Here is a 22334-nt window from a genome sequence, read left to right on the forward strand (position 1 = left end):
CTGCCACCCGCTGGAGCGGGCTGCCGGGCCGTTCTTCGCTTTCGCGTTTCCCTTTCCGGCGTTTCCGACTCTATCAGATCCTTTCGGGCCTGATTGCCAGTCAGAGGGGGTTGTCTTTCCGGCTGTTGGGCCGTTCCGACGCCCCAAACTCTAGCGGATTTCCCGGGCGACTCATAATCGAGTCTTTCGAAAGACATTTCGGCATGCCGAAATGCATCCCGTTCGGGAGGCCGTGCTGAGTTGGATTGCCGCGTGACGCGGCGGGATCGGCTACCGCAGAACCGTTACGGCTCCGTGGCAACCCGAAGAACTTTACGCATCGCGGGGAGGGGTGTCAACTCCGCCCCGGGGCCCGGCCGTCCGGCTAGTCCAGGTCCGTGAGCCGGCCGCTGGCGTCCGGCTGGGCGTGCTCCACGCGGCGCAGCAGGCGGATCAGCATCTCGCCCAGGGAGCCGCGCTCCTCGGGGGTGAGGTCCTGGAGGAGGTCCTCCTCGAAGGCGGTCGCCATGCGCATCGCCTCCAGCCACTTGGTGCGGCCGTCGTCGGTGAGCTCCACGATCACGCGGACCCGGTTGTTCTCGTCCCGGTCCCGGGTGACGAGGCCCTCGGCGGCCATGCGGTCGATGCGGTGCGTCATCGCTGCCGGGGTGAGGCCGAGGCGCTTGGCGAGTTCGCCGGGGCCCAGGCGGTAGGGCTCCCCGGAGAGGACCAGGTGCTTGAGCACCTCCCACTCCGCGTTGCTGATGCCGAGCTCGGCGACCTGGCGGCCGTAGGCGACGTTCATCCGGCGGTTCAGCCGGCCCAGGGCGGAGACCACCTTCTCGACCTGGGGGTCCAGGTCGCGGAATTCGCGCTGGTAGGCGGCGATCTGCTCGTCGAGGCTCGGTTCCTGCGTATCGGGCATGCCGGGAGTATGGCACGCGACTCGTTGGCGTTGAAGTCCTTCGGTGTGTACAGTTAAGCATCGAACTTTAGTGTTGAAGTCTTCAGGGCTGAGCCCTACAGAGCCTAAGTAGGTGAGTGTGACCAAGGCGATGGGCGCTGCGATGCGCCGGATCCAGGCAGGGAACGTGCTGAGCGCGTTCGGGCTCGGGTTCACCGTTCCGTATCTCTATGTGTATGTGGCTCAGGTGCGGGACCTGGGCGCCGGTACGGCGGGGGCCGTGCTGGCGGTCTTCGCCATGGCCGCTCTGGTCGTCCTCCCCTTCACCGGGCGGGCCATCGACCGCCGTGGGCCGCTCCCGGTGCTGGTGGGCGCCGCGCTGCTGGCCTCCGTCGGTGCGCTGGGCATGGGGCTGGCGAGCAGTGTCGTCACCGTCGTCGGGGCGGCGGCGCTGCTCGGTGCGGGTACCGCCGTGATGCAGCCGGCGCTCGCCACGATGATCGTCTGGTGCTCGTCCCCGGAGACGCGGACCCGCGCCTTCGCGATGCAGTTCTTCCTCCAGAACCTCGGCCTGGGCATCGGTGGTCTGATCGGCGGGCAGCTCGTCGACGAGAGCCGGCCGGACAGCTTCCTGCTGCTCTTCTCGATCGAGGCCGTGATGTTCCTGGTGCTGGCGGGGATCGCCGCCACCGTGCGGGTGCCGCGTTCGCCGGCGCTCGGCCAGGCCCCCTCGGGCGGGAAGGCCGGGGGCGGGCTGCGGGCGCTGCTGGGGCACCGGGCGATGGTGCAGCTGTGCGTGCTGGGCTTCGTGCTGTTCTTCGCCTGCTACGGGCAGTTCGAGTCGGGTCTCGCCGCGTACGGCACGGAGGCCGCCGGGATCGACCCGTCGGCGCTCGGCATGGCCCTGGCCGCGAACACGGCCGTCATCGTGGTCGCCCAGTTCCTGGTGCTGCGCTTCGTGGAGCGCCGCCGGCGGACCCGGGTGATCGCGTGGGTGGGACTGATCTGGACCGTCGCGTGGCTGTTCGCCGGGTACGCGGGGCTGGGTCACGGCAGCCAGGCGATGGCGACGGCCGCGTTCATCGCGACGTACGGCCTGTTCGGGCTGGGCGAGGCGATGCTGTCGCCGACGGTGGCGCCGCTGGTGGCCGACCTGGCCCCGGAGTCGATGGTCGGTCAGTACAACTCGGCGTTCGCCCTGGTCAAGCAGCTCGCGCTGGCGGTCGGTCCGGCCGTGGGCGGGCCCATGGGGGCCGCGCTGCACGGGCCGTACATCGTGACCTTCGTGCTGTTCTCGCTGGGCATCTCGCTGCTGGCGGTACGGCTGGGCAGGCGGCTCACGCCGGCGCAGGACCACCCGTACCTGGCGGCGGCGACGAGGGTCGTGGCGCGGCACGAGCCGGAGCGGGCCGTGGAGCCGGCGGCCTGAGCCGGCACCCGGCCGGCTAGCCCGGCAGCGCGAACTCGCACCAGACCGCCTTGCCCCCTCCCGGGGTGCGGCGGCTTCCCCAGGACGAGGCGATCGTGGCGATGATCGAGATGCCACGACCCGCCTCGTCCTCCGTTTCGGCGCGGCGTCTGCGCGGGAGGTGGTCGTCGCCGTCGGTCACCTCGATGATCAGGCGCCGGTCGGTGCGGCGGAGCCGGAGCCGCATGGGCGGGGTGCCGTGCTGGAGGGAGTTGGCGACGAGCTCGCTGGTGGCGAGGACGCCCAGGTCGCGCAGCTCGACCGGGAAGCGCCAGCTGGCGAGGACGCCCGAGGCGAAGGCACGCGCGCGTGGGGCCGCCTCGACCCCGCCGAGGAGGTCGAGCGCGGCGTTGTGGAACAGCTCGGCGTCGGCTCCGCTGCGGGAGGGGTGCTGGAGGACGAGGACGGCGACGTCGTCGTCGTGCTCGGCGGTGACGCCCAGGGCGCGCAGCAGCCGGTCGCAGACGACCTGGGGGCTGCCGGTGGCGCCGGCGAGCGCGCGCTCCAGGGCGGTGACGCCTTCGTCGATGTCCTCGCGGCGGCGCTCGACCAGGCCGTCGGTGTAGAGGACGGCGGTGGAGCCGGGCGGCAGGGCGATGGTGCCGGAGGCGTGCAGCCAGCCGCCGGTGCCGAGCGGCGGGCCGGTGGGCTCCTCGGCGCGGCGGACGGTGCCGTCCTCGTCGCGTACGAGGATGGGGAGGTGCCCGGCGGAGGCGTACACGAGGCGGCCCTCGTTGGGGTCGTGGACGGCGTAGACGCAGGTGGCGATCTGGCTGGCGTCGATCTCGGCGGCGAGGCCGTCGAGGAGCTGGAGGACCTCGTGCGGCGGCAGGTCGAGCCGGGCGTAGGCCCGTACGGCGGTGCGCAGTTGCCCCATGACGGCGGCGGCCCGCACGCCCCGGCCCATGACGTCTCCGATGACGAGGGCGGTGCGGCCGGCGCCGAGGGTGATCACGTCGTACCAGTCGCCGCCGACGGCGGCGTCGGTGCCGCCGGGCTGGTAGGTCGCGGCGACGCGGAGGTCGTCGGGCTGCTCCAATTCCTGCGGCAGCAGGGACCTTTGCAGGGTGACGGCGGTCTCGCGGTGGCGGCGCTCGCTGGCCCGCAGGCGCTCGGCGGCCTCCGCGTGGTCGGTGACGTCGGCGGCGTGGACGAGGACGCCCGCGCCGGTGGACGCACGCGTGTCGACGGGCAGGCAGGTGACGGTGTACGAGCCGCCGGCCTGTGTGCGGCGGGACTTGACCGTGCGGGGCTTCCCGCTGCGCAGCACCTGGTCGAGGAGGGGCAACAGGCCCAGCTCCGCCAGCTCCGGGCAGGCGGTGGCGGCGTCGGCGCCCGTGCGGCGGGGGCCGAAGGCGGCGGCGTAGGCGTCGTTCACGTACGCGACGCGGTGGTCGGGTCCGTGGGTGAGCGCCACGAGGCCGGGGAGGCGGCCGAGGATCTCCCGTACGGAGAAGTCCTCCAGGGCGGGGACCCCGGCCCCGTCGCCGGGGGCGGGCTCGGCCTGCTGGTCGGGCTCACCCCGCGCCGCGGGTACGGAGTCGCCCCGGCGCTCCGGCGCGGCGGCGTGGCCGGTGCCGCGCGCGGCGGCGCGGCGCTGCGTACCGGGAAGCCGGGCGCTCCAACGCGTGAAGTTCACGGATCTGTATGCCTCGTGGTGTCGTTGCCGTGCTGAGTCACTCTGTGCAGGTGTGAGCCCACCTATGGTCACACGTCCAGTGTGACCGACCGCACTGACAAGGGGGGTTTGTCGCCTTCGCCGCGTCTGCGGTGAACCGGCGGCGCCGGGTGGCGGGGTGGCCGGGTGTGCCGGTCCCTACGGGTGGGCCGGACGGTGCGGCTGTGCCGCACCGTACCGGTCCCGGGGGCCTGTCAGCCGGACTTCGCCCCACCGTCCGCGGTTCCGCCCCGGAACGCCTCGTCGTCGGGTTCGGGTGGCGGGGGCCCGGCGGCGAGTTCGAACTCGGCCCGGGGGTGCTCCAGCGAGCCGAGGGAGACGATCTCCCGCTTGAAGAGTCCGGCGAGGGTCCATTCGGCCAGCACGCGCGCCTTGCGGTTGAACGTGGGGACGCGGCTGAGGTGGTAGGCGCGGTGCATGAACCAGGCCGGGTAGCCCTTGAGTTTGCGGCCGTAGACGTGGGCGACGCCCTTGTGCAGCCCGAGGGAGGCGACGGAGCCGACGTACTTGTGGGCGTAGTCCTTGAGCGGCCTGCCCTGGAGGGAGGCGGCGAGGTTCTCGGCGAGGACCTTGGTCTGGCGCACGGCGTGCTGGGCGTTGGGGGCGCAGTACGCGCCGGGGCTGCCGGCCGTGACGTCCGGGACGGCGGCGGCGTCACCGGCCGCCCAGGCGTGCTCGGTGCCCTCGACGGTGAGGCGGGGGGTGCACACGAGCCGTCCGCGCTCGTCGAGCGGGAGGTCGGTGGAGGCGAGGACGGGGGCGGGTTTCACGCCGGCCGTCCACACGACGGTACGGGTCGGGAGGCGGGTGCCGTCGCTGAGGACGGCGACGCGGTCCTCGCAGGACTCCAGCCGGGTCTCCAGCCGTACGTCGATGTTCCGGGCGCGCAGCTCGCGCACGGTGTACTTGCCCATGTCCTCGCCGACCTCGGGGAGGATCCTGCCGGTGGCCTCGACGAGGACCCATTTCAGGTCCTGTGGCTTGATGTTGTGGTAGTACCGCGCGGTGTAGCGGGCCATGTCCTCCAGTTCGCCGAGGGCCTCCACCCCGGCGTAGCCCCCGCCGACGAACACGAAGGTGAGGGCGGCGTCGCGGATGGCGGGGTCGCGGGTCGAGGACGCGATGTCCATCTGCTCGATGACGTGGTTGCGGAGCCCGATGGCCTCCTCGACGGTCTTGAAGCCGATGCCGTACTCGGCGAGGCCGGGGACCGGGAGGGTGCGGGAGATCGAGCCGGGCGCGATGACCAGTTCGTCGTAGCCGAGCCGGACGGGCCCGGTGCCCTCCTCGTCGGTGGCGAGGGTGGTGACGGTCGCCGTGCGCTTGGCGTGGTCGACGGCCTTCACCTCGCCGATGAGGATGCGGCACGAGGGGAGGACCCGGCGGAGGGGGACGACGACATGGCGTGGCGAGATGTTGCCGGCCGCCGCCTCGGGGAGGAAGGGCTGGTAGGTCATGTACGGGTCGGGTGTGACCACAGTGATCTCGGCCGTGCCGTTTCTCAGCCGGTCCTTGAGGTGCCGTTGGAGGTGCAGGGCGGTGTACATCCCGACGTAGCCACCGCCGACAACGAGAATGCGCACAGGTTCGGTCACCTTCCCATGACGCAACGGGCTCCGGGGTTTGTCCACAGGCCCGGCGAATTGTGTGACCGGAGGCAGGACGGGGCGCGGGGTGGCACGGGAGGTGCGCGGGGGCCGGTGCGCGCAGGTCAGAGGGCGGTCCGGGGGTGGTTCGGGGGTCCGGAATCGGGAGTGATCCGGTCCTTGCTCCGATCGGGGGGCGCACCGGACGGAACTACCCCTTCTGAATTGACCTCGACTCAACTATGTTCGTATGTCGTCGGGGAGCCGGGCGCTGCGCATGACCTGAGCGCGTGGCCGGGGCCCCGGACTTGTCAGGGTGGGGGAAGGTCTCCGGGGGGAGACACATCATTACCGGGGGAACATTTATGCATATGCAGGATTCGCGCTGGTCGACCGCTGTCGCTTCGGCGTCCACTTCGTCCTCTTCGTCCGCGGAGGGGTTCGGCGGTGGACTGACCGGCCGGGTGGCAGGCGGATCGGCCGGCCGTACGGCGCCGCTGCGCGTGGACGCCCAGCGGAACCTCGAGCACGTGCTGCGCGCGGCGCGTGAGGTGTTCGGCGAACTCGGGTACGGGGCGCCGATGGAGGACGTGGCGCGCAGGGCGCGGGTCGGGGTCGGCACGGTCTACCGGCGGTTCCCGAGCAAGGACGTGCTGGTGCGCCGGATAGCCGAGGAGGAGACCGCGCGGCTGACCGAGCAGGCGCGGACGGCCCTGGGGCAGGAGGACGAGCCGTGGTCGGCACTGTCCCGCTTCCTACGCACGTCCGTGGCCTCGGGCGCGGGCCGGCTGCTGCCGCCGCACGTGCTGCGCGTGGGCGTGGACGAGCCGGGTGCCGGGGCGTCCGACACGGGCTCTCAGGGCGGGCAGGGCGGTGAGCTGCGGGTGCCGCAGCAGCGGGGTGCCTCCGGCGTCCCGGCCGCGCCGGCCGTCCCCGCCGTGTCCGGGCAGCCCGAGCTGCGGGTGGTGCCGCCGCGGGCGATACCGGCGGCCGAGCTGGACGACGCGGGTGCGTCGGAGCTGCTGGAGGTCGTGGGGCGGCTCGTCGACCGGGCGCGGGAGGCGGGCGAGCTGCGCGGTGACGTGACGGTCGCGGACGTGCTGCTGGTCATCGCCACGGCGGCGCCCTCCCTGCCGGACGCGGCCCAGCAGAGCGCCGCCTCGGCCCGGCTGCTGGACATCCTCCTGGAGGGCCTCCGCTCCCGGCCCGCGTAGGGCGGCGACTCCGTGCGGGGCGGGCCGGCGGGTCCGCCCCGGAGTAGTCCCGCTCCGGGCAGCCGGGTCGCTCGGGCGCCGTTCGGCGTTCGGCGTTCGGCGTTCGGCGTTCGGCGGCGGGTGGGTGCTTGTCCTGGCCGCGGGGGCACGCACGGGCTCACCCGTTCGGGGCATGGAGGGTTCCTGCGTTCGGGTCGTTTCCCCGGACGGGTGGTTGACGGGCGCTCTCCCCCGGTCACCGCCTCTCCCCGTGGCACGCTGGCCCGGTGTCAGGGTCCGGGAGGGGTACGGGGGCTTCCGCGATGAGCGGTGAAGGGCGCGACGAGCCGGGGCGGTCGTCCGGGACGGCATCGCCACATGTCCCGCAGCAGGGCGGGCCGGGCGGTGCCCCGGTGGCGCCCGGCGGGGAGCCGGGACCCGCGGCCGTGCCCGCCCAGCGCGAGGGCGGCGGCCATGGATCGGTGCTGCCGCCGCCCGTCGAGCTGCCGCCGTCGGACGCCGAACTGGTCCGGCGGATGCGGGACGGCGACGACACCGCGTACGAGGAGCTGTTCCGCCGGCACGCGGCGGCGGTGCGGCGCTACGCCCGCACCTGCTGCCGGGACGCGCACACCGCCGACGACCTGACGGCCGAGGTGTTCGCGCGGACGCTCCAGGCGGTGCGCGGCGGCGCCGGTCCCGAACAGGCCGTCCGCGCCTACCTGCTGACGACCGTGCGCCGGGTCGCCGCCGCGTGGACGAGGACGTCCCGGCGCGAGCAGCTGGTCGACGACTTCGCGTTGTTCGCCACGGAGGCGGCCCGTGCCTCGGCGGCCCCGCTCGGCGACGCCCTGGAGGTGGGCGCCGACGTACGGGCCATGCACCAGGCGGAGCAGTCGCTCGCCATGCGGGCCTTCCGCTCGCTGCCCGAGCGGTGGCAGGCGGTGCTGTGGCACACCACCGTCGAGGAGGAGTCGCCGAGCGAGGTGGCGCCGCTGTTCGGGCTGACCGCCAACGCCACGGCGGTGCTCGCCAGCCGCGCCCGGGAGGGGCTGAAGCAGGCGTACCTCCAGGCGCATGTGAGCCGTGCGCTCACCGCCGGGGGCGACTGCGCCCGCTATGCGGACCGGCTCGGCGCCTACGCCCGGGGCGGGCTGCGGATGCGGGCGGCGCGGGGCCTGCGGGGGCACCTGGAGGAGTGCGCCCGATGCCGGCTGGCGGTGGGCGAGCTGGAGCAGGTCAACGCCGGGATTCCCGCGCTGCTGCCGGTCGCGGTCGTCGGCTGGTTCGCGGCCGGGTACGCGGTCCAGGCGGCGGGGCTCACCGCAGCCGGGGCGGCGGGTGCCGCGGGAGCGGGGGCCGGTGCCGCCGCGGCGGCCGGCGGCGCGGGAGCCGGAAGTGCCGGAGGCGCCGGGGCCGGAGGTGCCGGGGCGGCGGCGGAGGGGCTGGGCGCCCCGGCCAAGGCGGGCCTCGCGGTCACGGTGGCCGTCACGGCGGTGGCCGGCGCGGTGTGGGCGCTGTCCGGCAGCCCCTCGCCCGCACCGGAGCCCGAGGCGCGCCCGCCCGCCGCCGAGTCCGCCGTACCGCCGCCGCCCGAGCCGTCCCCGCGCCGCACCACCCCGCCACCGCCCGCCGAGCCCGCACCGGAACCGGCCCCGCCGAGCCCGCGCCCCTCCGCGCCTCCACGTCCCGCTCCGCCCGCGCGCCCCGCCCCTCCCGCACCGAGCCCCACGCGTCCCGCGCCCCCACCGGCCCCCGCGCCGAAGCCGACCCCGGCACCGTCCCCGCCCCCGGCGCCGGCCCCGGAGCGCCCGCCCGCCCCGCCGCCACCCGAGCCGCCCGCCCCGGTGGTCTACCGGGTCAACCAGCTCGACTACGGCCTCCACGGCGACCACACCGGCCCGGAGGTCCGGCTCGGCGCGTCGAGCTGGATGTGGCAGCGCTGGGGCATGTCCGTCGGAGGCAAGCGGTACGGGCACGGCGTGACCGTGCACGCCCGGTCGTCGCTGACGATCGACCTCAACCGCCGCTGCACGGTGTACGAGGCGTTCGCCGGGGTGGACGACATGGCGCTGGGGCTGGGCGCGGTGCGGTTCTCGGTGTACGGGGACGGCACCCGGCTGTGGCGGTCGCCGGTGCTCCGCGGCGGCGACCCGGCGGTGCCGCTGCGCGTCGGGATCGCGGGCCGCCGGACCGTACGGCTGGTCGTCGAGCCGGACCCGGCGGCGCCGCTCGGGTCGGTGGCGCCCGCCGACTGGGCCGAGTCCCGCATCACCTGCGGCTGAGGCGCCCCGGGGGCCCGTCGGAGCCCCCGCCCCACCGGAATCCCGGCTCCCCTGGAACGTCAAGAGCCCCGGGCCAGTCGCGGCGCCCGGCTTCAGGAGCGCTTCAGGCGCTACAAGGGCTTCAGGAGCACTTCAAGCGCTTCAGGAGCGCAGGGTGGGCCTCCGGGGCACTCCCCCCGCGACGGCGCGCTGGCGCGGGGCGGCCGAGCCGGTCCAGCAGCTGCCCCGGCGGGACAGCAGGCGGCGCAGCCACAGTTCGGTGGAGACCAGGTCGGCCAGGCCGTCCAGGGGCACCGGCTCGCCCTCGGCGGCGGCGCGCAGGGCCTTGCGGACGACCCGGGCCTCGATGAGGCCGGCGTCGGCGAGGAGCGGGGCGTCGAAGAGGGCCAGCAGCTGCGGGAGCGCGGCGCGCAGGCCGGCACGTTCGGCGGCGGCGGCCGGGGCGTGGGACGCCGTCCCCCAGCCGGGCGGCAGGTCGTGGATGCCCGCGCCCGCGAGGACGGTGCGCAGGACGGCGGCGCGGGCGCCGGGCTGGACGCGCAGCGATTCCGGGAGGTCGCGGCAGGCGCGTACGACCTGGTTGTCGAGGAAGGGCGAGTGGAGCCGCTGGCTGCGGACCTCGGCGGCCTGCTCCAGGACGCGGTGGTCGGCGGCGAACCGCGCGAGGGCGGCACGCGCGCGTGCCTCGCCCGGCCGCTGGACCGAAGTGGGCCTGGTGGCGGCCTGGTTGAGGCGAACCGATACTTCGGCGAGCGCCTCGCCGGTCAGCCAGCGGGCGGCCGGGCCGGGGCGGGCCCAGGCGAGGGAGGCGAGGGAGGCGGAGAGCGGGCCGTTCACGGCGGGCGACACGGACCGGTTGGCGGCCAGCAGCCGGTCGGCGGCCGATTCCAGTCCGGCGCGGTAGGGCGTACGGGCCAGCCGGCGGGCCGCCCGGTAGACGGTGAGGGGCACGAGCAGCGAACCGGCGGTCGGGCCGCTGGCCTTGGCGAGCGCGGTCACGGGGCGCAGCAGGTGGCGCCGTCTGCGGTCCATCAGCAGGTCGGCCAGGCGCGCGGGGTGGGCGTCGAGCACCTGGCGTGCGCCGTGTCCGGTGAAGTGGTCGGCGCTGCCCGCCGCGAGGCGCCGCCGGTGCCGTTCGGCGGCCACCAGGGAGGGCCCGGGTTCGTCGGTGAGGGGCCCTTCGAGCGTGGCGTACGGGAGGGCTTCCTCGGACGCGGCGACCACCACGTGGTGCAGGCGCGGGTTCTCGGCGACGGCGCGGGCGCGGGCCCGTTCCGCCTCGGCGTCGCGCCCGCCGGTGGCCAGGTCGTTGAAGGTGACGGCGAGCAGCCGTTCGCCCGCGCCGGTGCCGTGGCCCAGGATCGTGCCGGGTGCGCCGGGCAGGCCGGCCGCGAGGAGGGCGAGGGTGCCGGAGGCGCTGCCGCCGGACAGGTCGGCGCCGATGCCGGGCACGGGTGCCCCGCGCGCGGCGCGCCGTTCGGCGGGGCCCATGCCGGGGACGGGGCCGGGGTCGGGCGGCAGGGTCATGGGCGCGTGGCGGGGGGCGGTGAGCCGGGCCCGTACCGCCTCGACGAGCGCGTCCCGTACGCCGTCCACCGCCCGGTCGGGGTCGACCTGGGGTGCCGCGACGGCGAGGGAGGCGACCGGTTCGTAGCCGGTGATCTCCCGCGAGCCCTCGCGCAGCACGAGCGCGTGGCCGGGCGGTACGCGTTTGACGCCGGCGTACGGGGTCGAGTCGCGCAGCGCCTCGGGTGTCTCGGGGCAGGCGAGGAGGGCGGCGAGGTGGCCAATGTCGAGCTGGGCCTCGATGAGGTCGGCGAGGGGGAGGGCGGCGGTGGCGTACGCGGTGCCGCCGGCCCACGGGGTGTGGAAGACGGGCCGGGCGCCGGCGAGGTCGCCGAGGACGGTGATGCGGCGGCCGACCTGGACGACGGCGGTGTAACTGCCGGGCCATGCCGTCAGGTGGCGCATGGCGCCGCCGCGCGCGGCGAGCAGCCCGACTCTCAGCCGGTCGTCGTCGGCGGCGCAGCAGCCGAGGACGGCGAGCCGGATCGTGGGCGGGTGGGCGCCGGGGCCGGGCGGCGGGGCGACGGTGACGACCCGGATCTCGTCGGGGCGCCAGTCGCCCACCGCCCACAGCGGATCGGGGTCGCCCCACAGGAGTTGGGCGCCGACGGGGTGGACCGTCCGGTTCTCGTCGTCGGAGCCCACCGCGCCGGCGGTGGCGAAACCCGCGCCGGGGCCTGCCCCGTAACCGCCCCCGGACCCGTAACCGCCCCCGTAACCGCCCCCGTAACCGCCCCCGGACCCGTGACCGGACCCGTGGCCGAGGCCGTTGCCCGTCCCGTTTCCCGTGCCGTTCCGGGTGCCGGGGCCGGTCCCGAAACGCGCGGCGACACTGCTCCACCCCACCAGCCACCGCATCGCCGCCTCCACAGGCTGTGGACAACCCAGCACCTTTGATGGAGACATGCTGCCACGACAATGGCGTACCGGAGGGGCTGCGAACCGCGCCCCGTGAAATGGGAACGCGCCCCTGGCATGTGGCCGACGGGCGACAACACCCGCCGCTTCACCGGTGGTTCGACGGCGCCACCCGGCGTTCACCGATGCACCACCGGCGGACCACCGTCGGTCCGCTCCGGGGCACCGGCTGTCGACTCTCCGGGCGCGACCGTACGACGGGAGCCGTGTCCACCCGGCGAGGGGCAGCATTCGGCCAATCTCCGCGCACGGACCACCCGTACATTTCCCGGCACACTCACCCACAGTGCCCAGCCCGGGAGGCGCTGTCCGCCCCCCGGACCGGTCCGCCGCCCGCGGGGATGAGGGCGGCGGTCTCCCCCAGCCCGCCGCTTCCAGTACGGCGGGCCGACCCACGCGTCACCCATGGAAGCGCTCCCTCACCTGGCGGACCAGAGCGCACGGGCGGGCGCACGGCCACACACCGGGAGCACGGCCCCGGCACGGCCGGCCGGCCCCGGTGCGCGCGCCGTCCGCGCCGGGCGGGGCGGCGCCCGGGCGCCCCCACCGCGCAGCGCCCGCGCACCGTGAAGGGGCACGAGCCGCCGCACGACCACCCGTACGCACAACAATCTCGCCATACGGAACACCGCCCCTTAACGGTGGGGATGCGGCGAACTACGCTGGGTTTACGAATGCCGCGCGCCTATGCCTGGCGTCGCGGCGGCCGTCTGGGTCGAGGGGTGGCGCATGTCCAGGGAGCAACGCGGGCCGAACGAGAAGCTCGGCACCGTTCTCGCCCTCGCGGGAATCAGCAACGCCGGCCTGGCCCGGCGGGTCAACGACCTCGGGGCGCAGCGCGGACTGACCCTGCGGTACGACAAGACGTCGGTCGCCCGGTGGGTGTCGAAGGGCATGGTGCCGCAGGGCGCCGCCCCGCACCTGATCGCGGCGGCGATCGGGCAGAAGCTGGGCCGCCCCGTCCCGCTGCACGAGATCGGCCTGGCCGACGCCGACCCGGCCCCCGAGGTGGGCCTGGCCTTCCCGCGCGACGTGGGCGAGGCGGTGCGGTCGGCGACCGAGCTGTACCGGCTGGACCTGGCGGGGCGGCGGGCCGGCGGTGGCGGGATCTGGCAGTCGCTGGCCGGTTCTTTCGCGGTCAGCGCGTATGCGACGCCCGCCTCCCGGTGGCTCATAACCCCGGCCGACTCGTCGGTGGAGCGGTCGGTGGCCGCCGCGCCGGACGGGGCGCCGGACGGCGCGGCCGACGAGAGCGGCCCGGTGCGAGTGGGCCACAGCGACGTGGCGAAGCTGCGGGAGGCCGCGGAGGACGCGCGCCGCTGGGACTCCAAGTACGGCGGCGGGGACTGGCGTTCCTCGATGGTGCCCGAGTGCCTGCGGGTCGACGCGGCGCCCCTGCTCCTCGGGGCGTACTCGGACGAGGTCGGCCGGGCGCTGTTCGGGGCGACCGCCGAGCTGACCAGGCTGGCCGGCTGGATGGCCTTCGACACGGGCCAGCAGGAGGCGGCGCAGCGCTACTACATCCAGGCGCTGCGCCTCGCGCGGGCCGCCGCCGACGTGCCCCTCGGGGGGTACGTCCTGGCGTCGATGTCGCTCCAGGCCACCTACCGGGGCTTCGCGGACGAGGGCGTGGACCTGGCGCAGGCCGCGCTGGAGCGCAACCGGGGCCTGGCGACCGCGCGGACCATGTCGTTCTTCCGGCTGGTGGAGGCGCGGGCGCACGCCAAGGCCGGGGACGCCGCGGCGGCCGGGGCGGCGCTGCGGGCGGCGGAGGGGTGGCTGGAGCGGTCCCGGGAAGGCGACGCGGACCCGTCGTGGCTGGGTTTCTACTCGTACGACCGGTTCTGCGCGGACGCCGCCGAGTGCTACCGGGACCTCAAGGCGCCGCGCCAGGTGCGCCGCTTCACGGAACAGGCGCTGTCGCGGCCGACGGAGGAGTACGTCCGCTCGCACGGGTTACGGCTGGTGGTGAGCGCCGTGGCCGAGCTGGAGTCGGGCAACCTGGACGCCGCGTGCGCGGCGGGCACGCGCGCGGTGGAGGTGGCGGGCCGGATCTCGTCGGCGCGCACCACCGAGTACGTACGCGATCTGCTGCACCGGCTGGAGCCGTACGGGGACGAGCCCCGGGTCGCGGAGCTGAGGGAGCGGGCGCGCCCGCTGCTGATGACCCCGGCGTGAGCCCGGGGCCGTACGGGTCCCCCGGAGGCCGTCCCCGGCGCGGACCCGGGGTCACCGCGTCCCACCTGCTGCGTGGCATGTTTAGGGCCATTGACAGTGGGCCAGTGCACTATCTGGGGTGGGAGGTGGCAGAGGTGTCCGCGTACGGCAGTGAGGGCTTCGGGCGTGTCGACTGCGACGTGCTCGTGATCGGCGGCGGGATCGTCGGGCTGTCGACGGCGTACGCGATCACCCGTGCCGCGCCCGGCACGCGCGTGGTGGTGCTGGAGAAGGAGCCGGGTCCGGCGCGGCACCAGACCGGGCGCAACAGCGGGGTGATCCACAGCGGCATCTACTACCGGCCGGGCTCCCTCAAGGCGCGGTACGCGGTGCGGGGCGCCGCGGAGATGGTGAAGTTCTGCGCGGAGTACGGCCTGCCGCACGAGGTGACGGGCAAGCTGATCGTGGCCACCGGGCGGGACGAGCTGCCCCGGCTGCACGCCCTGGTCCAGCGCGGCCGGGAGAACGGCATCCCGGTGCGGGAGCTGGGCCCGGCCCAGATCACCGAGTACGAACCGGGTGTGCGCGGCCTGGCCGCGATCCACGTCGGCACCACGGGCGTGTGCGACTACGGGGCGGTGGCGGCGCGGCTGGCGGAGGAGTCCCGGGCGGACATCCGGTACGGCGCGGAGGTCACCGCCGTGGACCGGCGCCCCTGGGGGGTCGCCGTGCGGACGGCGGACGGGGCGATCGTCCGCGGGCGGGCGCTGGTGAACTGCGCGGGGCTGCACTGCGACCGGGTCGCCCGGCTCGCCGGCGACGACCCGGGCATGCGGATCGTCCCCTTCCGGGGGGAGTACTACGAGCTGGCCCGGCCCGAGCTGGTGCGGGGCCTGGTGTATCCGGTGCCGGACCCGGCGTTCCCGTTCCTGGGCGTGCACCTGACGCGCGGTATCGACGGGGGCGTCCACGTCGGGCCGAACGCGGTGCCCGCGCTCGGCCGTGAGGGGTACGCCTGGTCGGTGGTCCGCCCCCGGGAGCTGGCCGGGACGCTGGCGTGGCCCGGTTCCTGGCGGATCGCCCGCCGCCACTGGCGGTACGGGGCGGGGGAGCTGCACCGGTCGGTGTCGAAGCGGGCGTTCACCGAGGCGGTGCGGAGGCTGCTCCCGGAGGTGGAGCCCGAGGACCTGCGCCGCGCCCCGGCGGGGGTCCGCGCGCAGGCGGTGCTCCGGGACGGCGCGCTGGTGGACGACTTCCTGATCCGCGAGGCCCCCCGGACCGTCCATGTGCTCAACGCGCCGTCCCCGGCGGCGACGGCGTCCCTGCCGATCGGACGGGAGGTGGCCCGCCGGGCGCTGGCGCACCTGGCGTGACGGCCCCCGGCCGGTCCCGCACGCCCCCGGCCGGCCCCGCACAGCCCCGGCCCACCGGCCCCCGGCCCCGGCTCCGGCCCCCGCCATGGCCTGACCACCCGACCGAGCCCCGTCCACCGCCCCGGCCCCGGCCCCCGGCCACGGCCTGACCGCCCGGCCGATGAGCCGGCCCCCGGCCCCCGCCCCCCCCCCCAAGCCCCCGCCCCCCCCCAAGCCCCCGGCCCTGGCCGGAGCGGCCCTCCGCCGGGGGGCCCGTAGAATCGGGGCATTGTGTCTGACTCCCGTGAATCCGCCCCGGAAACCGCTCCGGAGACCGCCGCCCAGCCCCGTCCCAAGGGCGAGCCCCGCTTCCCCGAGGGCCCCGCGCCCGACCCCGCCGGCTCGCACTTCGAGCGGCGGATCCGCAGCTTCCAGCCCCGGCGCAGTCGCGTCACGCCCGGGCAGGGCGAGGCGCTGCGGCGGCTGTGGGGCACCTGGGGCCTGGACATCGACGGGCAGCGGACCCTCGACCTGGACGAGATGTTCGGCGGCCTTCCGGTCGTGCTGGAGATCGGGTTCGGGATGGGCGAGGCCACCGCGCAGATGGCGGCCGACGACCCGTCGACGGGCATCCTCGCGGTGGACGTGCACACCCCCGGCCAGGGCAACCTCCTCGCGCTCGCGGAGAAGGCCGGCCTGGAGAACGTGCGGGTGGCCAACGGCGACGCGATCATCCTGCTGCGGGAGATGCTGGAGCCCGCCGCCCTCGACGGCGTACGCGTGTACTTCCCCGACCCCTGGCCCAAGAAGCGGCACCACAAGCGCCGGCTGATCCAGCCGGAGTTCCTGAACCTGGTGGCCACCCGGATGAAGCCCGGGGCGGTGCTGCACTGCGCCACCGACTGGGAGCCGTACGCCGAGCAGATGCTGGAGGTCCTGGACGCGCGCCCGGACTTCGCCAACACCGCGCCCGGTGGCGGTTTCGCGCCGCGCCCCGCGTTCCGGCCGCTGACCCGTTTCGAGGGGCAGGGCCTGGACAAGGGTCATGTGGTGCACGACCTGCTGTTCCGGCGGGTCTGAGCGGCGGGCACCAGCCGGCTCGCGCGCCGGGCACCAGCCGTCGTCCGCGCCGGGTGTGCGCCCGGCACCAGCCGTCGTCCGCGCCGGCTCGCGCGCCGGGCACCAGCCGTCGTCCGCGCCGGCTCGCGCGCCGGGCACCAGCGGTCCTGCGCTCCGGGTGCCGCAGCTGTAGCAATGCCGTCGCGCACTGTCAGTGCCGGTCGTTAGGGTCGATCGCGTGTCCCACTCGTCTACGCAGTACCAGTCGCCGTTCCCGGCCGTCCCGGCGTATGAACCGCAGCCGTCGTTCGACGCCGTGCCGGAGCGTGCCCGCTGGCACTACCGGCCCCGCCACCGCTTCTGGCGCAGCCGGGCGGTGCGGGCGTCCGCGGTCGTCCTCGTGCTCGCGCTGTGCGGGCTGGTGATCCTCGCGCTGGTGCGGGAGCAGACCGGCACGGAGGGCTTCCTCGTCGGGCTGGGCCTCGCGCTGCTGCCCGTTCCGCTGCTGATGGCGGCGTTCCGCTGGCTGGACCGGGTGGAGCCGGGCCCCTGGCGGAACCTGCTCTTCTCGTTCGCGTGGGGCGCGTGCGCCGCCGCGCTGGTCGCCATCGTCGCCAACACCTTCGCGACCCGCTGGATAGCCACGGCCACGGCCGACCCGGCGTCCGCGGACACGCTCGGCGCCACCGTCATCGCGCCCGTGGTGGAGGAGAGCGCCAAGGCCGCCGCCGTGCTGCTGGTGTTCGTGTTCCGCAGACGGGAGTTCACCGGGATCGTCGACGGGGTGGTGATCGCCGGGTTCACGGCGACCGGCTTCGCCTTCACCGAGAACATCCTGTATCTGGGCAACGCCTTCGGGGAGGACCAGGAGTTCGGGACGTCGGGTTTCGCGTCCGTCACGGCGGCGACGTTCTTCGTCCGGATCGTGATGTCCCCGTTCGCGCACCCGCTGTTCACCGTGCTCACCGGCGTGGGCTTCGGCATCGCGGCGGCGGCCGCGCGCGGCCGGCGCGTACGCCGGGTGGCGCTGCCGGTGCTGGGGCTCGCCCTGGCCATGGGCATGCACGCGTTGTGGAACGGGTCGGCGGCGCTCGGGCCGTGGGGCTTCTACGCGGTGTATGGGGCGTTCATGCTGCCGGCGCTCGGGCTGCTGACGTGGCTGGCGATATGGTCCCGCCAGCGCGAGTTGCGCACGATAGCGGGCGAGCTCCCGGCGTACGCGTCGGCGGGCTGGCTGACGCCCGCCGAGCCGCCGGCGCTCTCCTCGATGCGGGCGCGGGCGCTGGCCCGGGGGTACGCGGCGCGCTGCTTCGGCCCGGCGGCGGCTCGCGCGGTCGGCGAGTACGAGGCGTTCGCGACATCGCTGGCGTTCCTGCGCCACCGGGCGCGCCGGGGGACGGTGGGCCACGACTTCATGGCGCGCGAGCAGGAGTTGCTGCACCACCTGTGGCAGCGCAAGGAGGTCGCGGGGCCGGCGCTGACGTACGCGGCGCGGGCGACCGGCCGGGTCCGGACGCCGCCTCCGCACCTGGACTACGGCGGCTACAACCCGTACCGCTTCTAGGGCGGGCCGGGCCATACCGGCAGCCCTGGCGTCGGGGGGTGTGCCGCCAGGGCTGCCGGGGTCGGGGCGCGGGTGGGCGCAGGGGCCAGGAGTGGGAAATGTGCGAGGTGCCCGCGACGGGGCGGGGGATCAGACGGAGAGGCCCTTGCCGCGCAGCCAGGCGAGCGGGTCGATGCCGTCGCCGCCCGGGGTGTGCACCTCCAGGTGCAGGTGCGGCCCGGTGACATTGCCGGTGGCGCCGACCCGGCCGATGGTCTCGCCGGTGCCGACCGTCTGACCGGCGCCGACCGTCATGGACGACAGGTGGCAGTACCAGACCTCGGTGCCGTCCTCCAGCTCCAGCACGATGCGGTAGCCGTAGGAGCCGGACCAGCCGGCCGACTTGACGGTGCCACCGTGGACGGCCTTGGCGGGGGTGCCCGTGGGGGCGGCGAGGTCGAGGCCGGTGTGGTAGCCGGAGGACCACATGTTGCCGGCCTGGCCGTAGGTGGAGGTGATGGTGTACGAGGAGGTCGGGAGCGACCAGCTGCCGGCGAGCTTCGCGAGCCGCTCCTCCTCGGCGGCCTTCGCCTTGGCGGCGGCCTCGGCCTTGGCGGCGGCTTCCGCCTTCGCCTTCTCGTCGGCGGCCTGCTTCTGGGCGGCGGACTGCTGGGCCTTGGCCTGGGCGGCGGCCTGTTCGGCGGCGGCGGTCTCGGCGGCGGCCTTCGCCTCGGCGTCGGCGGTGGCCTGCTGCTGCTCGGCCTGCTGGAGGATGCGGGCGCGCAGGGCCTCGCCGGCGTCGGCGGCGCTGCTGCTCTGCTGCGCGGCGGTGTCCCGGTCGCCGCCGGCGGTGAGGTTGGCCGCGGTGAGCGGTCCGCCGTCGGTCCCGTCGGCCGCGCCTCCGTCCCCGTCGCCGTCACCGGAGTCGGTGTCGTCGGAGATCAGGGAGCCGATGCCGGGCAGGGCCTCGGCGTCGGGGAGGTTGTCGGTGACGATGTCCGGCAGGGATATGGAGACCGCCGGCTTGTCCTGCGCGGTGGCCATGCCGCCCGCGCCGACCGCCGCGATGACGCCCACGCCGAGGACGGTGGAGCTGCGGGCGAGTCCGCCGCGCTGCTTGGCCACCCGGTGCCGGCCCCGGACGGGGCGGACGGACTCCTCGGTGGGGTTCCACTCCTCCCACTGCCCGTTTACGGGTGCGGCGTCCGGGGCACCCGACGTGCTGAAGGATCCGGTGGAACCGAGGGGAGCTGCGGGGGCAGGGCTGTTGGACGCCACGGAGGCGTACTCCTTTCCTTCCTTCTCGCCTACCGGGTTAGCTGACGGGTTCGGAGCAGGAAGGTCTCCTACGGGCCCTGTTCGGCCCGATTCACCCCATGGTGGTGGTTCCCCGGTTCCCTTGCGGAATTCGGCGCACGCGCACGGTGCCGTCTCTGGCGACGGCTGGGACGACCGCGCTGCGTTATCGAACGTTAATAGACGCAGGCTCCGGATTCCAAGCCGTTCCTACTGATCATTAACCACGAAACCGGGGGACGTACCCGCCCACAGCGGGGCACATCCGGGCGAGTTGATCGCGCATCAGAAACATGCATCCGCCACAGTTGTTCTGACGGTTCGTCATATGTTATGCGCAGGGGCGCCCGCCGACTACGCACCGTACGGACGGCGGAAAACACCACGCGCCCTTCAGGGCACGACCGGGATCGTGCGCCGCCGCTCCGGCTGGCCCTGCGCCGGCCGGGCGACCGCCAGCAGCGCCATGTCGTCGGTCGCCCCGCCGCCGGTGTGCCGCCGCACATCGCCCACCAGGGCGTCCAGCACCGCGTCCGGCCCGGGGAACAGCCGCCCCGTCAGCCGGGCCACCGGGTCGTAGAAGACCCCCCGCGCGTCACGCGCCTCCGACAGCCCGTCCGTGTAGAGGAGGAGCGTCGCGCCCGCCGGGTACGGCGCCTCGAACGCCCGGTCCGGCCACGTTGCCAGGTCCGCCATGCCCAGGGGCAGCGCCGGCACCGCCTGCTCCAGCGGCTCGACGCTCCCGTCCGCGTACAGCATCAGCGGTACGGGGTGCCCCCGGTCGAGCACCCGCACCACGTCCTGGCCCCGGGGGATCTCCGCCAGCACCGCCGTGGTGAACCCCTCGAAGGCGTCCAGGCCGTCCCGCCGCGTCCCCTCCCGCGCCAGCGCCCGCTCCAGCCGCTGCGCCACGCCCTCCAGCGAGCTCTCCTGCTCGGCCGCCTCCCGGAACGCCCCGATCACCACCGCCACGGCCTCGACCGCGCCCATGCCCTTGCCCCGTACGTCCCCCACCACCAGCCGCACCCCGAACGGCGTGTCCTGCACCGCGAACAGGTCGCCCCCGATGAACGCGTCCGCCTGCGCCGCCTCGTACCGCGCCGCCACCTGCAGCCCGCCGATCCGCTCGGCGGGCGTCGGCAGCACGGCCCGCTGCGCCGTCTCGGCGATCACCCGCGCCGACGCGAGCCGCTCCCCGCTGCGCCGCACGACCCGGTTGATCAGCAGCGCCAGCCCGGCCACCACGAGCACCGTGAGGATCTCGGTGAGGTTCTGCGTGTCGTCCTGGTACGCCTTGCCCAGGTGCAGCCCCCACATGGCCAGCACCGCGAACAGCCCGGCCAGCAGCGTGGCGCGGGCGGTGAACAGCGGCGCGGCGACCAGCGGGGCCGCGACGAACAGCGGTACGGCGGTGAACCGCGCCGGGGTCGTCAGGTCGTACACCACCCCGCCCGCGATCAGCAGCGCGGGCAGTGCGCTCACGAACCCCCGGGCCCACGCCCGCTCCCCGCCGTCGTCGCCGTCCCGCGCTCGCTGCCCCACCACTGGCCTCCTGCCCGGTCCGCCCACGGCTGCGGACGGTACCGCGCGCCACCCCACCGGAGCGGAGCCGCGCCGCACGGCGCCCCACCCTCCGCCGTCCGAGCGACGAGGCCCCGCGCCCCTCCCGGGACGCGCGAGCACGACGAAGGCCCGGTGCGCAATGCACCGGGCCTTCGTCTTCAGTAGCGGGGACAGGATTTGAACCTGCGACCTCTGGGTTATGAGCCCAGCGAGCTACCGAGCTGCTCCACCCCGCGTCGGTGAACACCACCCTACGCCATCCGGCGCACGATCCCCAATCCATTGCCCGCCCGGGCCCCCGGAGCGGGCCGGAGGGCGGGCGTGCCACCCTGGACGACCGCGTCAACGTCGCGTCAAGAGGGCGTCGCGGGCGCGGCGGACGGGGAGGGACGGATGGCTGGGACGGACACGCCCGAGGCGTACCTGAGCGGGTACGACGGGATCATCGCCGCCGCCTGCGCCACCGGCAGACGGCTGAGCCGGGACGAGCTGGAGGCGCTGCGGGCGCAGGGCGAGCGGGCGGCGGAGGCGGGGCTCGGGCTGCGGGCCCTCGTACGCGCCCACCTCTGTGCCGCCCAGGAGGTGTCGGCGCGGCTGCGCGGCCGGGAGGCGGACCACCTGCTCGTGGCGGTGGAGCAGGCGGTGGACGCCTTCGCCGAGGGCCATGAGCGGGCGCAGCGGCTGGCGATCCGGCAGCAGGAGGCGGCCCGCCGGGAGTTCATCGACGACCTGCTGCACGGCCGCACCGACGCCGGCCGGCTGGCCGAGCGGGCGGCCCGCTTCGGCCTGCTGCTGTCGCACGCGCACGCGGTCGCCGTCGCCGAGGGCCCGGAGCCGTACGAGGACGGCTACGCCGTCACACGCGGCGTCGAGGCGTCGCTGGGCGCCCGTTTCGGCGACCGGCGCACCCTGCTGACCACCAAGAACGGGCGGCTGATCTGCATCGCGCCCGCCGACGAGACGGACGTGCTGTCCTTCTTCGCCAAGCAGGCGTACGCGGCGACGGACGGCGGCCGGGTCGCCATCGGGCGCTCCCACCCGGGGGTCGGCGGCGTCGTCCACTCGTACGAGGAGGCGCTCAACGCCCTCGACCTGGCGGCCCGGATGCAGCTGGAGGGCCCGGTGCTGCGCGCCGCCGACCTGCTGGTGTACCCGGTCCTCACCCGCGACCGGCAGGCGATGGCCGACCTGGTCCGCTCGGTGCTCGGCCCGCTCCAGGGCGCCCGGGGCGGTGCCCGCCCGCTGATCGACACGCTCACGGCGTACTTCGACACCGGCTGCGTCTCCGCCGAGGCCGCCCGCCGGCTGTCGCTGAGCGTCCGGGCCATGACGTACCGCCTGGACCGCATCCACCGCCTGACGGGCGCCGACCCGGGCGACCCCGTGGACCGCTACACCCTCCAGACGGCCGTCATCGGCGCCCGCCTCCTCGACTGGCCGGACCAGGAGCTCTAGAGCACGGCCGGTGTGACGCGGCACACAGAGGGGCGGCGATGATTCCGCCCCGGTCGGCCGGTCGACAGTGCAGCATCACCTCACCAGCCGGACCGGACCAGAAACGGGGCACTGATGACGACCACGGCCAAGGGACCCGCGAGCTACTTCCCCTCCATCGAGAAGAAGTACGGCCGCCCGATCGCGGACTGGCAGGAGCTGATCCGCTCCTCCCCGCTGACCAAGCACATGGAGCTGGTCGCCTGGCTCAAGTCCGAGCACGCCCTCGGCCACGGCCACGCCAACGCCCTGGTCGCGTACACCCTCGCGGAGGACAGCACGCCCTGACCGCC

Annotated in this window: 15 protein-coding genes, 1 tRNA gene and 1 riboswitch; of the genes, 9 read left to right on the forward strand and 7 right to left on the reverse strand. The window is 75.1% G+C overall.

Translation table 11 applies throughout. The features are described from left to right. Positions 1-364 precede the first annotated feature (364 nt). Entirely contained in the window at positions 365-904 is a 540-nt protein-coding gene (locus ACF08D_RS30860; protein ID WP_392227462.1) for a MarR family winged helix-turn-helix transcriptional regulator, read from the reverse strand. Positions 905-1046: 142 nt separating this feature from the next. On the opposite strand from ACF08D_RS30860, the gene ACF08D_RS30865 reads away from it, so the two are divergent. Next, positions 1047-2312: an MFS transporter gene (locus tag ACF08D_RS30865; RefSeq protein WP_392227520.1), complete on the forward strand. Its 1266-nt coding sequence runs from the start codon at positions 1047-1049 to the stop codon at positions 2310-2312. A 16-nt stretch (positions 2313-2328) separates the two neighbouring features. On the opposite strand, the gene ACF08D_RS30870 is transcribed toward ACF08D_RS30865, so the two are convergent. Both ACF08D_RS30870 and ACF08D_RS30875 read right to left on the reverse strand, forming a co-directional pair. After that, positions 2329-3990 (reverse strand): SpoIIE family protein phosphatase, encoded by a 1662-nt coding sequence (locus ACF08D_RS30870; protein ID WP_392227464.1) that lies wholly within the window; start codon positions 3988-3990, stop codon positions 2329-2331. A gap of 233 nt (positions 3991-4223) precedes the next feature. Continuing rightward, positions 4224-5576, reverse strand: a complete 1353-nt coding sequence (locus ACF08D_RS30875; RefSeq protein ID WP_392227522.1) for an NAD(P)/FAD-dependent oxidoreductase — start codon at positions 5574-5576, stop codon at positions 4224-4226. Between the two features lie 404 nt (positions 5577-5980). Between ACF08D_RS30875 and ACF08D_RS30880 the strand changes: the two genes are divergently transcribed. Together ACF08D_RS30880 and ACF08D_RS30885 are read left to right on the forward strand one after the other, a co-directional pair. Next, complete coding sequence (locus tag ACF08D_RS30880; RefSeq protein ID WP_392227465.1) at positions 5981-6829, forward strand: TetR/AcrR family transcriptional regulator; 849 nt, start codon at positions 5981-5983, stop codon at positions 6827-6829. 302 nt (positions 6830-7131) lie between these two features. Next, the gene (locus ACF08D_RS30885; RefSeq protein ID WP_392227467.1) at positions 7132-9093 is read left to right on the forward strand and encodes a sigma-70 family RNA polymerase sigma factor; all 1962 of its coding nucleotides are present in this window, start codon (positions 7132-7134) and stop codon (positions 9091-9093) included. A gap of 141 nt (positions 9094-9234) precedes the next feature. Here the strand turns inward: ACF08D_RS30885 and ACF08D_RS30890 are convergent, their stop codons facing one another. Next, entirely contained in the window at positions 9235-11517 is a 2283-nt protein-coding gene (locus ACF08D_RS30890) for an asparagine synthase-related protein (protein WP_392227469.1), read from the reverse strand. Between the two features lie 789 nt (positions 11518-12306). Here ACF08D_RS30890 and ACF08D_RS30895 point away from each other — a divergent pair. From ACF08D_RS30895 to ACF08D_RS30910, 4 genes are all read left to right on the forward strand, one after another. Beyond that, complete coding sequence (locus ACF08D_RS30895; protein ID WP_392227471.1) at positions 12307-13755, forward strand: MFS transporter; 1449 nt, start codon at positions 12307-12309, stop codon at positions 13753-13755. A gap of 77 nt (positions 13756-13832) precedes the next feature. Next, positions 13833-15107: an L-2-hydroxyglutarate oxidase gene (gene lhgO / locus ACF08D_RS30900; protein WP_392227472.1), complete on the forward strand. Its 1275-nt coding sequence runs from the start codon at positions 13833-13835 to the stop codon at positions 15105-15107. A gap of 270 nt (positions 15108-15377) precedes the next feature. Further along, positions 15378-16166, forward strand: a complete 789-nt coding sequence (gene trmB, locus ACF08D_RS30905) for a tRNA (guanosine(46)-N7)-methyltransferase TrmB (protein ID WP_392227474.1) — start codon at positions 15378-15380, stop codon at positions 16164-16166. A gap of 217 nt (positions 16167-16383) precedes the next feature. Beyond that, on the forward strand, positions 16384-17709 hold the full coding sequence (locus tag ACF08D_RS30910; protein WP_392227476.1) for a PrsW family intramembrane metalloprotease: 1326 nt from the start codon (positions 16384-16386) through the stop codon (positions 17707-17709). A 129-nt stretch (positions 17710-17838) separates the two neighbouring features. On the opposite strand, the gene ACF08D_RS30915 is transcribed toward ACF08D_RS30910, so the two are convergent. From ACF08D_RS30915 to ACF08D_RS30925, 3 genes are all read right to left on the reverse strand, one after another. Further along, positions 17839-18966 carry a M23 family metallopeptidase gene (locus ACF08D_RS30915; protein ID WP_392227478.1) on the reverse strand — a complete coding sequence of 376 codons (1128 nt, stop codon included), beginning with the start codon at positions 18964-18966 and terminating at the stop codon, positions 17839-17841. An 11-nt stretch (positions 18967-18977) separates the two neighbouring features. After that, positions 18978-19112, reverse strand: a riboswitch (cyclic di-AMP (ydaO/yuaA leader). A gap of 265 nt (positions 19113-19377) precedes the next feature. Further along, positions 19378-20526, reverse strand: coding sequence for a PP2C family protein-serine/threonine phosphatase (locus ACF08D_RS30920; RefSeq protein WP_392227480.1), 1149 nt, complete (start codon positions 20524-20526; stop codon positions 19378-19380). A 183-nt stretch (positions 20527-20709) separates the two neighbouring features. After that, a tRNA-Met gene (locus ACF08D_RS30925) sits at positions 20710-20783 on the reverse strand. A 157-nt stretch (positions 20784-20940) separates the two neighbouring features. Here ACF08D_RS30925 and ACF08D_RS30930 point away from each other — a divergent pair. Continuing rightward, a complete protein-coding gene (locus tag ACF08D_RS30930; RefSeq protein ID WP_392227481.1) occupies positions 20941-22002 on the forward strand; it encodes a PucR family transcriptional regulator in 1062 nt (353 codons plus the stop codon). A 114-nt stretch (positions 22003-22116) separates the two neighbouring features. Continuing rightward, a complete protein-coding gene (locus tag ACF08D_RS30935; RefSeq protein WP_392227483.1) occupies positions 22117-22329 on the forward strand; it encodes a DUF4287 domain-containing protein in 213 nt (70 codons plus the stop codon). The last annotated feature ends 5 nt before the right edge of the window (positions 22330-22334 follow it).

It is taken from the genome of Streptomyces sp. NPDC015131, assembly GCF_043079975.1.
Classification (GTDB): Bacteria; Actinomycetota; Actinomycetes; order Streptomycetales; family Streptomycetaceae; genus Streptomyces.

Bases quoted from the DNA above. Each gene is read 5' to 3' on its own strand.
- ACF08D_RS30860 (WP_392227462.1), bottom strand. From the start codon at position 904: ATGCCCGATACGCAGGAACCGAGCCTCGACGAGCAGATCGCCGCCTAC.
- ACF08D_RS30865 (WP_392227520.1), top strand. From the start codon at position 1,047: ATGCGCCGGATCCAGGCAGGGAACGTGCTGAGCGCGTTCGGGCTCGGG.
- ACF08D_RS30875 (WP_392227522.1), bottom strand. From the start codon at position 5,576: ATGTACACCGCCCTGCACCTCCAACGGCACCTCAAGGACCGGCTGAGA.
- ACF08D_RS30880 (WP_392227465.1), top strand. From the start codon at position 5,981: ATGCATATGCAGGATTCGCGCTGGTCGACCGCTGTCGCTTCGGCGTCC.
- ACF08D_RS30885 (WP_392227467.1), top strand. From the start codon at position 7,132: ATGAGCGGTGAAGGGCGCGACGAGCCGGGGCGGTCGTCCGGGACGGCA.
- ACF08D_RS30890 (WP_392227469.1), bottom strand. From the start codon at position 11,517: ATGCGGTGGCTGGTGGGGTGGAGCAGTGTCGCCGCGCGTTTCGGGACC.
- ACF08D_RS30895 (WP_392227471.1), top strand. From the start codon at position 12,307: ATGTCCAGGGAGCAACGCGGGCCGAACGAGAAGCTCGGCACCGTTCTC.
- lhgO (WP_392227472.1), top strand. From the start codon at position 13,833: ATGTTTAGGGCCATTGACAGTGGGCCAGTGCACTATCTGGGGTGGGAG.
- ACF08D_RS30930 (WP_392227481.1), top strand. From the start codon at position 20,941: ATGGCTGGGACGGACACGCCCGAGGCGTACCTGAGCGGGTACGACGGG.
- ACF08D_RS30935 (WP_392227483.1), top strand. From the start codon at position 22,117: ATGACGACCACGGCCAAGGGACCCGCGAGCTACTTCCCCTCCATCGAG.